The organism is Nocardia jiangxiensis NBRC 101359 (assembly GCF_000308615.1).
Lineage (GTDB): Bacteria > Actinomycetota > Actinomycetes > Mycobacteriales > Mycobacteriaceae > Nocardia > Nocardia jiangxiensis.
Map to the genome: position 1 here is coordinate 84,133 of NZ_BAGB01000167.1, position 12,977 is coordinate 97,109.

General features: G+C 66.0%; 11 protein-coding genes. 6 read left to right on the forward strand and 5 right to left on the reverse strand.

The features are described 5' to 3' along the window. Window positions 1–4 precede the first annotated feature (4 nt). Window positions 5–1,378: a phosphotransferase family protein gene (locus ON40_RS41280; RefSeq protein ID WP_040831071.1), complete on the reverse strand. Its 1,374-nt coding sequence runs from the start codon at window positions 1,376–1,378 to the stop codon at window positions 5–7. A 193-nt stretch (window positions 1,379–1,571) separates the two neighbouring features. Between ON40_RS41280 and ON40_RS41285 the strand changes: the two genes are divergently transcribed. The 3 genes from ON40_RS41285 (at window position 1,572) to ON40_RS41295 (ending at window position 4,204) form a co-directional block, all read left to right on the forward strand. After that, on the forward strand, window positions 1,572–2,645 hold the full coding sequence (locus ON40_RS41285) for a DUF7064 domain-containing protein (protein WP_051194398.1): 1,074 nt from the start codon (window positions 1,572–1,574) through the stop codon (window positions 2,643–2,645). 64 nt (window positions 2,646–2,709) lie between these two features. After that, window positions 2,710–3,093 (forward strand): hypothetical protein, encoded by a 384-nt coding sequence (locus ON40_RS41290; protein ID WP_051194399.1) that lies wholly within the window; start codon window positions 2,710–2,712, stop codon window positions 3,091–3,093. A gap of 196 nt (window positions 3,094–3,289) precedes the next feature. Continuing rightward, window positions 3,290–4,204, forward strand: a complete 915-nt coding sequence (locus tag ON40_RS41295; protein WP_245568218.1) for an NAD-dependent epimerase/dehydratase family protein — start codon at window positions 3,290–3,292, stop codon at window positions 4,202–4,204. 192 nt (window positions 4,205–4,396) lie between these two features. On the opposite strand, the gene ON40_RS41300 is transcribed toward ON40_RS41295, so the two are convergent. Together ON40_RS41300 and ON40_RS41305 are read right to left on the reverse strand one after the other, a co-directional pair. After that, complete coding sequence (locus tag ON40_RS41300) at window positions 4,397–5,410, reverse strand: alpha/beta hydrolase (RefSeq protein WP_051194401.1); 1,014 nt, start codon at window positions 5,408–5,410, stop codon at window positions 4,397–4,399. A gap of 120 nt (window positions 5,411–5,530) precedes the next feature. Then, window positions 5,531–6,424 (reverse strand): TauD/TfdA family dioxygenase, encoded by an 894-nt coding sequence (locus ON40_RS41305; RefSeq protein ID WP_157186766.1) that lies wholly within the window; start codon window positions 6,422–6,424, stop codon window positions 5,531–5,533. 257 nt (window positions 6,425–6,681) lie between these two features. Between ON40_RS41305 and ON40_RS41310 the strand changes: the two genes are divergently transcribed. Both ON40_RS41310 and ON40_RS41315 read left to right on the forward strand, forming a co-directional pair. Continuing rightward, window positions 6,682–8,403: an N-acyl-D-amino-acid deacylase family protein gene (locus tag ON40_RS41310; RefSeq protein WP_040831146.1), complete on the forward strand. Its 1,722-nt coding sequence runs from the start codon at window positions 6,682–6,684 to the stop codon at window positions 8,401–8,403. Then, the gene (locus tag ON40_RS41315) at window positions 8,400–9,722 is read left to right on the forward strand and encodes an MmgE/PrpD family protein (RefSeq protein ID WP_083896328.1); all 1,323 of its coding nucleotides are present in this window, start codon (window positions 8,400–8,402) and stop codon (window positions 9,720–9,722) included. Before ON40_RS41310 ends, ON40_RS41315 begins: the two co-directional genes overlap by 4 nt. Here the strand turns inward: ON40_RS41315 and ON40_RS41320 are convergent. Beyond that, the gene (locus tag ON40_RS41320; protein ID WP_051194403.1) at window positions 9,719–10,498 is read right to left on the reverse strand and encodes a GntR family transcriptional regulator; all 780 of its coding nucleotides are present in this window, start codon (window positions 10,496–10,498) and stop codon (window positions 9,719–9,721) included. The genes ON40_RS41315 and ON40_RS41320 overlap by 4 nt on opposite strands. Window positions 10,499–10,858: 360 nt before the next feature. Between ON40_RS41320 and ON40_RS52825 the strand changes: the two genes are divergently transcribed. Further along, entirely contained in the window at window positions 10,859–11,314 is a 456-nt protein-coding gene (locus tag ON40_RS52825) for a lipocalin-like domain-containing protein (protein WP_040831073.1), read from the forward strand. Window positions 11,315–11,450: 136 nt separating this feature from the next. Here ON40_RS52825 and ON40_RS41330 read toward each other — a convergent pair whose 3' ends face one another. Beyond that, window positions 11,451–12,971 carry an aldehyde dehydrogenase gene (locus tag ON40_RS41330; protein ID WP_051194404.1) on the reverse strand — a complete coding sequence of 507 codons (1,521 nt, stop codon included), beginning with the start codon at window positions 12,969–12,971 and terminating at the stop codon, window positions 11,451–11,453. Window positions 12,972–12,977 lie beyond the last annotated feature (6 nt).

Genomic DNA, 12,977 nt, shown 5'->3' on the forward strand with positions numbered 1-12,977 from the left:
GTGCTCAGTCGATCGGGTCGAAGTGCCGGTCTGCGAGCACTCCCATCGCCGGTCGAAGGGTTTGGGTCAGCCCGGCGATCTGGCGGGAGAAGATCCGCAGCACGTCGGTGACGAGGAGTTCTCCGGCGAGGTGCCGGTCCACCAGAACCTCGGTGCCCGCGGCGACCGACGCGGGCCGCTCGCCGAGGATGCCCTCGAGGTCGGCGAGGTTGCGGGCCTCGATCGCGCCGTCGAAGCGGTCGGCCTCGCGCAGGTGCTTGAGGATGCGTGCGAGTCCCTTGCTGCGCTGGATGACGAACGGGTCCTCGCTGCGGGGCACGATGATCTGCCGGATCTGGGCGAGCGCGGCGTCGAACAGCCACTCCCGGTCGGTGCCTGCGACGTCGACGTCGGCGACGGGCTCGATATCGACGCCGAGCACGTCGGCGAGGGCCTCGATCAGCAGCCGCCGGTGGAGTAGCCCGAAGGCCAGTGAGTTTCCGACCTCTGCGAGCAGGTCCCGGTGCGTGGCGTTGCCGTGACCGAGGATCACGATGCGCAGCTCGGCGAGTACCCGGTAATAGCGGACCCGGCCGGGGTCGATGGGCCGCCCGGCGGCCGCGGAATAGTCGGCGAAGCGGTCCGTCATGCTCGTGAACGGGTCCTGGGTGGCACGGGTGGTGACCCAGGCCAGGTCGTCGTGCGGGTCGCCGAGATGGCCGAGCTCGAGGTCGAGGACCGCGGTGACCTTGCCGTTCTCGTAGAGGAAGTTGCCGGGACCGGTGTCGCCCTGGACGATGACGACGGGTCCCGACACGTCGGGCACATTGCCGCGGACCCAGCCGAGAGCGAGGTCGATCAGCGGGTCCCGGCCCCCGGCGTCACGGTAGATCCGCTCCCAGGTGTCGATCTCACGGTGGACGAGGTCGCGCAGGTCGGCGTCCGGGTCCTGGTCGTCGACCCGTAGCCGATGGGGGTCGATCGCGTGCATGCGCGCGAGGATGCGCATGAAGTCCGAGGCGACGGAGATCCGCTCGGCCTCATCGGTCATCTTGGCGAAGAACGCCTCGCCTGGGACGCGGCGAGACAGGATGGCTTGCGCGGTCGGATGCACCCCGAGTGTCTCGGGGATCGGAACCCCGGAGTCGGCGAGGGCACGGAAGAACGCGGCCTCGCGATGCAGGGTGAAACCGTCGCCGCGCTGCTCGGGATCCAGGGCGTCGTAGCGCAGGAACAGCGGAAGTAGTTCTCCGGCGGGTGTTTTCACATCCACGATCCAGGCCTCGCGGCGTCCGCCACCGGGTCGACGGTCGGCGAGGACAACGCTTCCCCCGGTGACCTCGCTGATCCAGTTCGTCAGGGCATCGGGGAGGACGACCGGGTTTCTGTTTGCCGTCATTGTCATGACCGTGTCTCGTTTCAGGTCTTGTCCGGCCTGGTTTCGGAAGGCTGAGCCGGGCGCGGCGGATGGCATCGGAGTGTGTACCTATGACAAGATTCACTTGTATCACCTAGTTGGAGTTGAATAACGATTTTGAGCGGATTCGCGGTGCGGCCCGTTGATCGCCGCGGACCGGAACAGGAGTAGTCCCATGACGTCGATGACCGTCACCGATCAGAACGCCGCGTTCCTGCCCGAGGACGACACCTATCACCGCCTCGGTGACGACCCGTACGAGACCGAGACGACCTGGTGGTCGCTCAATGTCCCCGAACGGGGGATCGGCTCCTGGCTACATGCGGCCTACCTGCCGAACCAGGGGACGGTGACCTGGCGCGTCTTCGTGTGGGATCCGCGAGGTGCCGATCCCGGCCGATTGGCGTACTACAAGAACTCGGGCCCGCTACCCATGGCCGACAATGCCGACCTCCGCGACATCGTGTTTCCCGCAGGTGGGTTCAGCGTCAAGACGTTGACGCCGACGATGGACTACCACGTCGGCTACGCCGATCCGGAACGCAACTTCTCGATCGAGTTCGAGCACCGCAGCGTGCACGCCCCGCAGCGGTTCACTCCCGGCGAGCCGCCGGCGCTGTACAGCCCGCACTTCGATCAGCTCGGGCACATCACCGGGGAACTCGTTCTCGACGGCGAGAAGATCGCGATCGACTGCCATTCGGTGCGTGACCGGACCTGGGGTCCTCGTGGCGGGCATCATGATTCGAGCCGCAAGAAGGAGTATGTCGCCGGGGCATATCAGGTGCGCGAGCCCGGCGGTCCGGCCTGGCGTCAAGTGGAGCGGCAGCGCGGGCGGGGGCGGGTCCAGTACATCTTCGGGCACACCGACGACCGGACCGGCTTCCTGAGCTTCGTGCGGCCGCAGGACGGCAACGCCGGGGGCTGGTCGCCGCTGAACGTCGGATGGCTGCTCCGCGATGGTGAGTTCCAGCGTCTCGACAAGACCAAGTCCGTGATGCGCAATTACCGCGATCCGAGGACGGGGTGGAGCGCGCACATGCAGGTCGAACTCGTCGATGTGACCGGGCGTGCGATGCAGGCCGAGGGCTTCACCGTCAGTCACATGTGCGAGAACGGCACGGGTTCGAACGCGCTGATGCGCTGGGAGTTCGACGGCAAGATCGGCTGGGGTGAAGATCAGGACGTGTGGAAGCCCGACCACTGGGCGGCACTGATCTCCGCTCTGCGTGACACCGGACGCCACTGAGCCGTGGGTGGCGCGATGTGGCGGAAGTCAATGGCCGACTATGCCTCGAATACAGTCGGCTGACATGAGCGCAGACAAGATCGATGAATCCGGTGTCGGCGACATCAATCCCTGGGGCGGTCCCGATCGGCCGAGTCCGGCGCTTGCTGCCGCGTACGAGCGAATGACGGAGTCGCTGAGAAACTTTCAGAACATCGTATCCGCGGCGCGGCCGACAGCGGCGGTGGCGGACGAGATCTCCGGGATCCTCGATACCGCTGCCGGAGCGCTCGCCGAGTTCGCGGTCGACGAGTCCGCTCAGATCGCTGGCCGGCAGACCAGGTATCCGGGCAGGTCGCAGGCCATGTCCCCGGTCTTGCGTTACAAGTCGCAGTCCATGGAGGAGGTGACCGGGTCGGTCGAGTTCGGCCGGTTCTACCTCGCAACGCTAACTTGGTATAGACACTGAGGACGGCAACTGTCCGAACCCCGCCGGTGACGCGAATGATCCACGAGGCCGGGATCTCGCCCGGCGGGACTGTGCGTCCCTGTCCCGATGTGGCTCTCGAATCGGACGACATCGCAAGGCATTTCGCGGCGACCGGCCGGCAAGATTCGCGAGGCCGAATGCGCACAACGGCATTCGGCGGATGAAAGGTGATCCAGTGACCCCGGAACGTACTGCGAAAGTGCTGGTCTTCGGTGCTGGAGGATATCTGGGATCGGCGATTGTCCGGCGCTTTGTGGCGGCCGGCCATCAGGTGACCGGCCTGGTGCGCCGCGAGGACGCTGCCGACCAACTGCGTTCTGTCGGTGCCGAACCCGTGCTCGGTGACCTCGGCGACATCGAGGCGGTACTGCCTCTGCTCGACGCTGCGGACACGGTCGTCTTCGCTGCGCAGCTGATGATGGAGGCCGAGCGGACGACGGTGTCGGCCATGATCGATCGCCTCGCCGGAACCGGTAAGACCTTCGTGTTCACATCGGGGACCGGGGTGTTGTCACAGCGCACCGACGGCGAATGGAGCGAGGACACGTTTGCCGAAGACGACGACTTCGTGCCGTCGAAGTACATCGGCCGACGCAAGGACACCGAGGATCTGGTGCGCGCCGCATCCGCTACGGGCCTGCGCGCCATGGTGATTCGGCCCGCGATGATCTGGGGCCACGGTGGTTGTCCGATGCTGTCGGCCTTCCATGCGTCGGCGGAGAAGACCGGAACCGTCTGCTACGTGGGGCGCGGTCTCAACCTGTACTCGGGTGTCCACGTCGACGACGTTGCCGAGCTGTATGCACTCGCGGTCGAGAAGGGGACGCCGGGTGCGCTCTATCACGCCGTATCCGGTGAGACGAACTTCCGCACCCTCGCCGAAGCGGTGGCGCGTAGCCGAGGAGTGCAGTCCCGCAGTGTCGACTTCGCCGAAGCGATCACCATCTGGGACAAGTTCACCGCACTGGTGGCGCTCAGTGTGTGCAGTCGGTCGCGCGCTCCACGTTCGCGGTCCGAACTGGGTTGGGCGCCGCATCCGGACCGGCTCGACATCATGGAGGACGTCGCTCATCCTGCCTATCGGTCGTAGGCCCGGCAGGTCCGCGGAGCCTGCGGATATTCCTCGGCGACACAACGGAGATCGACCGTCGGCACGGCTTGTTCGGTGGCGATGAGGCCGACAGCGTTTGTTGCGGCCGGGCCGATCCCACCTGCGGCGGTCGGCGACGGGTACCCGGCCGAGTTTCCCGCTGCCGCAGGTGACGACCACTCGTCGGGCTGTCTACGCCTCGGTTCGTGGTGGTCTGCGGGGCGAGGGTGACGACTGAGGGATCCATGCCGCGATGCGGTCCCACAGTATAGTGCGGTTGCCCGCGAAATTGTGGCAGTGTGCGGATCCCTCGACGAGATGCAGGGTCACATCAGGGGAGAGGCGGTAGTTGGCCGGCTCGGCATGCGGGTCCGGTGACATATCGAGCACCGCCCCGAGTCCGATGAACACCGGCACATCGATCGCCTTGGCGAACTTGGCGACGTAGCCGGGTGTGGTGACTTCGGATGCGGCGCGGACCGGGACCACGGACTCGACGGCATCGTCGGCCGCGATGACGTCGTCGGGGACGTCGGGGGCGTGGAAGATCGCACGCAGGTGTGCGCGCGGGACGAGGCATGAGTTGGCCTGGGGCACAACGCGGTTGAGCTCACGGAAGATGCGCTCACTCTCGGCGATGCGGTCTTCGAGGGCGGCGGCGTCATTGGATTCGTCGTAGACGTTGGTGATATCGACGCCATAGCCGAGCAGGACGAGCGCGGCGTAGGGACGCTGCTGCGCCTGCACGATCGTGGTGAGGCAGGCCCCCATGGAGTGGCCGACGCCGATCAGCGGGATATCGAGTGGGGGCAGGCCAGCGCTGAGCGTGCCGGCGGCCACTCGTTGCTTGACCTGGTGTGCGACGGCGGCGTCCCCACGGGCGAGAAGTGACAGACCGACAGGCCCCGCGTCTGTCGGGTCACTGCTTTCTCCGACGCCCAGATGATCCAGGGCCAGGACGGCGAACCCGCGCCCGGCGAGGTGTTCGGCGAAACTGTATCCCCGCCTGCCGGGCACCTCGAGGTGCCAATAATGCCAGTCATAGGTGCCGCCGGCGAGGCAGACCAGGACGGCGGATGTGCGCTCGGGGTGCTCGGGCAGGAAGAGGCGGGCGGTCTGGGCGAGCGATGCCCCCGATCCGACGGCGCCGGTGACGTCGAACGTGATCGCGGTGGGTGCGGTGAGATGGGCGGCGGTCCCGGACATATCGGTTTGTCTCCTTGACGCGCTCGGTAGTGATCTAAACGCAGGAGACAAATCATACTTGGTGAACTATCTTGCGGGGCTGGTTCGAACCCAGGGGTTTTCGGGCTCGCCAAAGGCGGCTCACCCCTTGGGATCGATGCCCTGCCTGCCGGATCGGTTGTGCGTGACGGTCATCGTCTCGACGCGTGGGCGCGGCGGACGACCTTGTAGCCACAACCGGAGCAGGTGGCGGCGCTTGGCCGGGTCTTCGTCGTCTTCGAAGTCCTCGCGGGCATGCAGCACCTCGTAGTTGTTGATGAAGACCGCCTCACCCACTTGCAGTGGTGCGCGGAGGTGGAACTCTGGGCGCCGGCGCAGCTTGTACATGTACTTGAGTGCCGCCTCCTCGTCCTCGGAGACCTCGTAGTCGGCATGGGTCCTGATGTAATGGAGGTTCATGTTGCCGCTCATCAGGGCGCTGACCAGTCCCTCGTGCTCGGCGAAGCCCGGCACGGGGTAGGGGGTGATCGCCTCGTCGCCCTCGGCCTGTTCGCCGTGGCGCCACTGAGGGAAGCCACGTTCGAGGATCGGGACGTATTCGGGGTGTTCGTTCTTGATCGTGTCGTAGAGGGCCAGGGAACTGGCGAAGAAGCTGTCACCGCCTACCTTGGCGCCGTGCATGCACATCAGGCTGAGGATGTCGATGCGGTCACTGTGCAGTGACAGTTCGCCGGTGCTGCCGTACGCTCGTCCTTCGGCGGCGTCCTGGCCTGCGCGGACGTGGCCCATCACCATGCCGTTCCGGCTCTGCGATACCGCATCACCGAAGTAGCTGCCGATGATCCAATACATCAGCTCGGTATCTTCCTCGGGCACGGAACCCCCGACAGGAATACCGGTGACGAAGACCAGCCCCTTGCCCCACCGCAACTCGTGTGCGATCGGGTCGAGGAATTCGCCGAGCACCTCGTCTCGGCAGTCCTGAGCCGTCACCTGATGTATCGGCGTGCCGGCGCTCTTGATCCGCTCGGTCACCTTCGTCAGTGCGGCCAACTCGGACTCTGCCAATGGGTGGGTCAGCTCGGCGCGATCAATATCCTGCGGCATCCACCCGGATCGTTCGACCCCCGTTGGCCACACTCGTTTGGCTGAATCAATAACTGTCACAACATCTCCCAGCTTCGTCGATCGAATTGACATGCTGTACGTAACACCAGACAATAGGGCTCTGCGGCCCGCTGGGCAAGACCGGCGACCGACCCGGCGCTCCCGAGATGGAAAGAGTCGAAATCATGACCGAGGTGGACAGTGCATACGATCTGGTGATTCGTGGCGGCCGGATCGTCGACGGGACGGGTAGCGAACCGTTCGTCGCCGATATCGCCGTGCGACAGGGGCGGATTGCCGCGGTCGGCCCCGACCTGGGGCCGTCCGTCGAGGAGTTCGACGCTACCGGGCTGCTCGTCACTCCGGGGTTCGTGGACATTCACACGCATTACGACGGTCAGGTGACCTGGGAGAATGCGCTGTCGCCTTCGTCGAACCACGGCGTCACCACGATTGTCACCGGAAATTGCGGCGTGGGCTTCGCGCCGTGCCGCGAGCAGGACCATGAGGAGCTGGTCGACCTGATGGCCGGCGTCGAGGACATCCCCGAGGTCGTCATGACCGAAGGTCTGGCCTGGAATTGGGAAACATTTCCGGAGTACCTCGATGTGGTGGACTCGCGCCCGCACGACGCCGACATCGCCGCGATGCTTCCGCACTCGGCCTTGCGCGTGTACGTCATGGGGGATCGGGCGGTTCGTCGCGAGCCCGCGAATGCCGACGACATCGCGCAGATGGCGCGGCTGACCACCGAGGCGTTGGAGGCTGGGGCGATCGGGTTCGGCACCTCACGTGCCATCCAGCAGAAGAGCTTCGCCGGAGTGCCGATCCCGACCGTCGGCGCTGGCGAGGACGAGTTGCGCGGCATCCTGGGCGCCATGGCGGACAAGGGCTCCGGCGTATTCCAGGCACTGTCGGACTTCGATACCTTCCGGGACGTGGCCGGCGAGTTCGGGATGTTTCGACGCCTGGTCAGCGAGACCGGCCGGCCGATGTCCTTCACCCTCAACCAGAAGCACGACGACCCCGACGGGTGGCGCGCCTTGCTGGACATGACCGAGCAGGCCAACCGCGACGGCTTACCGATCAAGGGCCAGGTGCTGGGCCGACCCACGGGCATGCTCATGGGCAACGACGTATCGGTCAGCCCGTTCAGCACCAGTCCCACATATGTCGCGCTGGCCGCCCTCCCCTGGGACGCGCGCATCGGACAGATGCGAACCCCCGCGGTCAAGGACAAGATCCTCGCCGAGTGCGTACCGGCGAAACCGGGGTCGTGGGAGCGCAGATTCGAGTTGACCGACCCGCCGAACTACGAGCCCGACCCCGACCGGAGCATCGCGGCGCGTGCCGAGGCCGAGGGCGTGGAACCAGCAGAGTTGGCCTACCGAATCATGCTCGAGAACAACGGCCGCGGGCTGATCTTCGCCGCTGTGCAGAACTTCGCCGACGGATCTCTGGATGCCGCCTACGAGATGATGGTGCACCCCGACACTGTTCTCGGACTCGGCGACGGTGGGGCGCACTGCGGGCTGATCTGCGATGCGAGCTATCCGACCTCGATGCTCACATTGTGGACCCGCGACCGCACCAGAGGTCCGAAACTGACTGTCCCGCAAGCTGTCCGAGCATTGTCCTCTTCGACGGCCGAGGCGGTCGGTCTCTGCGACCGCGGCCGTATCGCGCCCGGCTACAAGGCTGACCTCAACGTCATCGATTACGACCGGCTGGAGTTGCTGGCACCGCGAGTCGTGCGGGACCTGCCCGCGGGAGGGCGCCGCGTGGTGCAGGAAGCCAGGGGGTATGTCGCCACCTTCGTCAGCGGAGTCGCCACCCGGCGCGACGGCCGGCCGACCGGCGCGCTTCCGGGTCGCGTGGTGCGCGGTTCCCAGGTGCAGCCGGCATGACAAGCCTGGCAACGTCACTGTGGGACCGCTTCGGTTCTCTGACCACTGCGGACATCCCTGAGGGCGTGCAGACCATCGCCCGGCAGTCCATGCTCGACTGGTTCGGATGTGCCCTCGCGGGCAGTGCGGAGGCGGGACCGCGGATCGTCCGGGAGGAGTTCGGCGGAGTCCCCGGGCCGGCGACGGTGATCGGACAGGGCACCACCACGGCCGCCTCACATGCCGCCTTGATCAATGGCGCCGCAGGTCATGCCCTCGACTTCGACGACGGCAACGCCGTGATGCGGGGTCACCCCACCGTACCGGTGATGCCGGCGGTGCTGGCCGTGAGCGAGGAACTCGGCGCGACGGGGTCCGAGTTGCTCGCGGCGTTCGTCGCCGGACAGGAGATTCAGGCTCGGCTCGGCCGGATCATGGGCGGCTCGCAATATCGCAAGGGCTGGCACACGACGGCGAGTATCGGCGTCTTCGGCGCCACCGCCGCCGTCGGTCGGCTCCTGGCGTTCGACAGCGAAAGGTTCGGGATCGCGCTCGGCCTGGCCGCGTCCATGTCGGGCGGGTTGAAGGCGAATTTCGGGACCATGACCAAGCCGTTCCACGCCGGCATGGCTGCCGGGCGAGGCGTGACCGCTGCCCGGCTCGTTGCCCGCGGCTTCACCGCCAATCCCGACGCGGTAGTCGGCAGTCAGGGACTATGCGCCGCAACAGGTTTGCCCGAGGCTCGACTGGACGTGCTCGACGACGGTACCTGGTTCACAACCCGCACTATTTTCAAATACCACGCGGCGTGCCACATGACGCACGCCGCGATCGAGTCGGCGATCCGGTTACGTGCAGCCGTCGGCGATGACCCCATCGAGCGGGTTACCATCGCCGCTCACCCCGACCTGATGAGCGTATGTGGAATACATCGCCCCCGTACCGGACTGGAGGCCAAGTTCAGCCTGACCGCGACGACGACCTTTGCTCTGCTCGGAATCGACACGTCCGACGCTCGCACGTTCGATGACTCCACCGTGGCCCGCACCGATGTCGGCCGTCTCATCGAATTGGTTCGAGTCGACACCGACCCCAGCGTGATGCCCGGCACCTCGACTGTCATCGTCGAGGCCGCAGGACGATCCCACCGGCAATCGTTCGATACCAACGCTCCAGCGACGGACCTGACCGTGCAGGGAGATCGTCTGCTCGCCAAATTCCGCGGTCTGGCCACACCTGTCCTCGGCGCCGATGCGACGGCAAACCTCATCCGGCACGTCCACAATGTGGCGGACCTCGACAGCATCGGCGTTCTCGCCAAGACGCTGCGGGGGAATTAGCAAACGGTTTCGATGGGCGCGAAGGCGGCGTAGTCCTCGACTGCCGAGATCGGCTTGCCCTGCTCACCCCGAGTCGACAGCCGCACCTTGTAGACCGTCGGCGACGCCCACGTCCATTGGAACGCCACCGGCGCATCGCGAAGATCGAACATCGTGCGGGCGAGTTCCAGTACGGGATCACCCACGCTGATCTTCAGCGCGTCCGCCATCAGCGGGTCGGCCACGGCCGCGCCGATCACGTCCTCGGCCCGGCCGACCTCGTGCCCGACCTGCTCGAGCACATGCAGCAGGGTCGCCTTGGCCACGTCGGCCCGTGAGATGAGCTCGCCAATGGACGGGACCACGAAGTTCACCATGTACCGCAAGGGCTGTGAGCCGCGCCGGCGCAGGCGCACGATCTTCAAGGCCCGGGCACCGGGTGCCAGATCGAGCGCCTCGCCGACCTCGGCGGGTGCGACCGCCGGCCCCCACTCCAGTACGTCGACCTTGGTGTTGGCCGCCCCCCGTTCGATCGCACGCAGGTGCTTGCGTATCGGTGATGCAGGTGCCGCCAAGACCTTCGTGCCCTTGCCGGGGTATGGCTCGATCAACCCCTCCGTCTGCAACGTGCGCAGGGCACGACGCACAGTGGCACGTGAGACGTCGTACATCTGCATCAGTGCCGTCTCACCCGGCAGGTATGAACCGGGACTGTAATGCCCCGAGGCAATGGAGCTGCGCAGTACCGCGGAAATGCGATGATGCAGTGGTACGCCGTCGCGGATGAGCTCAGCCATTACCCGACCTTCTCTCGATTAGCCTCGATCTTCCACCAGGGTGATGCGCTGGCCCGATCGGGTTCGACTTTCTTCGCACGTCGGATTATCGCAGTCGGGAGCACCTGTTGCCATTTCCGTGGCACGTCAGGCGCTATTTCCGCGACCGGCCGAGACTGGTGGCTGACCGGGTGCGGCTCGCGTGCGTCGGTTCGCGGCGCCATGATCAGCGACCTTGTCCAGCGCCCTCGCCGAGCGATGGCCGGCGTTCCGAGAACGGTACGTCATACGCCCATGTTGACATATGTACGCACTACCGGACAGCATATGTACGCACTAGCGGACAACAGGACAGGAAGAAGTCCGCGGATCGGAGCAGAAATGACGCGTAGCACCGAGACAGTACGAGAACGACTCATCGGCGGGTGGGAACTCGTCTCGTTCACAGGCAAGACACCGTCCGGCCGGGTTTTCCACCCGATGGGCGAACACGCCGGCGGTTTGCTGCTGTACACCGACAACGGGCTCGTCGGAGTCAACCTCACGGAGGTCGACCGGTCGCGACCCGACCCCGACACGCGAATCGGCTTGCAGGACGACGCGACGCTGGGCCCGCTGGCCCGCACCTACATGGCATACTCGGGCACATTCACCGTCGACGAGACGACCCGCGTAGTCACACACAACTTCGATCTGTGCTTCGACCCCGCGCTCGTCGGGACGCTGCAGGAGCGGCACGTGGCTTTTCCCGATCCACACCATCTCGAGCTGAGCGTCCCCGACTTCGCGCTCGACAACTTCTCTTCCACGGTGTCGCTGCTCTGGCACCGGGTATAACGCGCCGGCCGATCCGGTTCATCGTTCGTGGCGGTCGATGCCCCGAACATGAGAGCCCCTCAGCAGCACCGTAATACACGATAACGAGGTACCTCACTCGACTGCCGCTGCATCGGGTACGGACTTGCGGCAGTCTTCACGCCCGCGGATTGAACGGGTCTGTGATGGTGTTGCCGGTGTCGATCCAGACGGTTTTCACCTCGGTGTATTCGTCGATGGCGTGGAATCCGTTCTCACGCCCGAGCCCGCTTTCCTTGAAGCCGCCGAAGGGGGCCACATAGTTCGTCTTGCGGTAGTTGTTGACCCACACGCTGCCGGCGCGCAGGCGTTTGACCATGCGGTGTGCGCGCGCGACGTCGCGGGTCCAGACACCGGCGGCGAGACCGAAGGAGGTGTCGTTGGCGATGCGGACGGCCTCGTCCTCGTCGGCGAACGCGATGACGACGGCGACGGGCCCGAAGACTTCTTCACGGGCGATGCGCATGTCGTTGGTTACGTGGGTGAAGACGGTGGGCTGTACGAACAGCCCTCGACTCAGCTCGGGGTCGGTGGGGCGGGCACCGCCGGTGGCCAGTCGAGCGCCGTCCTCCTTGGCGACCTCGATGTAGTGCAGAACCTTCTCGAACTGCGATCTCGACGCGATCGTGCCCATCTCGGTGTCCGGATCGAGCGGGTTGCCGAGCCTGATCTGCGCGGTCTTGTCGGCGAACGCCTTGCTGAACTCGTCATAGATGTCCCGGTGAACGAGTACCCGGGACCCGGCCATGCAGGTTTGCCCGGACGCGGCGAAGATGCCTGCGATCACTCCGTTGACCGTATTCGGCAGGTCGGCGTCGGGGAAAACGATGTTGGGGGATTTTCCGCCCAGCTCGAGGGAGACACGGGCGAGTCGTTCCGCGGCGGTCACCGCGATCTTCTTACCGACGGCGGTCGAGCCGGTGAAGGCGATTTTGTCGACATCGGGGTGTGCGGCCAGCGCGGCACCTGTCGGCCCGGCCCCGGTGACCACGTTGATCACCCCGTCCGGGAAGCCTGCCTGCTGGGCGAGACGGGCGAGGACCAGTGTGGAGACCGGGGTGACCTCGGACGGTTTGATCACGAGGGTATTGCCCGCGGCCAGCGCCGGGCACAGCTTCCAGAGCAGTAGTGCGAGCGGGCTGTTCCAGGGGGTGATCGCCGCGACGACGCCGATCGGTTCGCGGACCGTGTAGACCTGCATGTTGGGCACGCTGCTGGCGAGGGTTTCGCCGGTGGGGCTCTCCGCAACCCCGGCGAAGAAGTAGCAGTGGTTGGCCAGCGCCACGGTTTGCCCGGCGACCTCGCGGATCAATTTCCCGTTCTCCAGCACCTGGATTCGGGCGAGTTCGTCGGCGTTGTCCCGGATGAGATCGCCGAATTTCCGCAGCAGGGTGGCCCGCTGGAGCGGACTGGACTGTGACCAGGGGCCGTCGTCGAAGGCGCGCCGGGCAGCGGCCACGGCATCGTCGACGTCGGCGGTGCTAGCGAGGGGGACCTGTGCCCACGCCCGTCCGTCGAACGGGTTGATCGAGTCGAATGTGGCGCGGTCGGCGGCGGTGCGCCACTGGCCGTCGATCAGCATGTCGTATCGCTCGGTGTCACCGGCGGTCGCCGCGACGCTCTCGTCGATGTCGGTCATGGGTTG

Excerpts from the sequence above, each read along its gene's own strand:
- ON40_RS41280 (WP_040831071.1), bottom strand. The coding sequence starts at position 1,378 with ATGACGGCAAACAGAAACCCGGTCGTCCTCCCCGATGCCCTGACGAAC.
- ON40_RS41285 (WP_051194398.1), top strand. The coding sequence starts at position 1,572 with ATGACGTCGATGACCGTCACCGATCAGAACGCCGCGTTCCTGCCCGAG.
- ON40_RS41290 (WP_051194399.1), top strand. The coding sequence starts at position 2,710 with ATGAGCGCAGACAAGATCGATGAATCCGGTGTCGGCGACATCAATCCC.
- ON40_RS41300 (WP_051194401.1), bottom strand. The coding sequence starts at position 5,410 with ATGTCCGGGACCGCCGCCCATCTCACCGCACCCACCGCGATCACGTTC.
- ON40_RS41310 (WP_040831146.1), top strand. The coding sequence starts at position 6,682 with ATGACCGAGGTGGACAGTGCATACGATCTGGTGATTCGTGGCGGCCGG.
- ON40_RS41315 (WP_083896328.1), top strand. The coding sequence starts at position 8,400 with ATGACAAGCCTGGCAACGTCACTGTGGGACCGCTTCGGTTCTCTGACC.
- ON40_RS41320 (WP_051194403.1), bottom strand. The coding sequence starts at position 10,498 with ATGGCTGAGCTCATCCGCGACGGCGTACCACTGCATCATCGCATTTCC.
- ON40_RS52825 (WP_040831073.1), top strand. The coding sequence starts at position 10,859 with ATGACGCGTAGCACCGAGACAGTACGAGAACGACTCATCGGCGGGTGG.
- ON40_RS41330 (WP_051194404.1), bottom strand. The coding sequence starts at position 12,971 with ATGACCGACATCGACGAGAGCGTCGCGGCGACCGCCGGTGACACCGAG.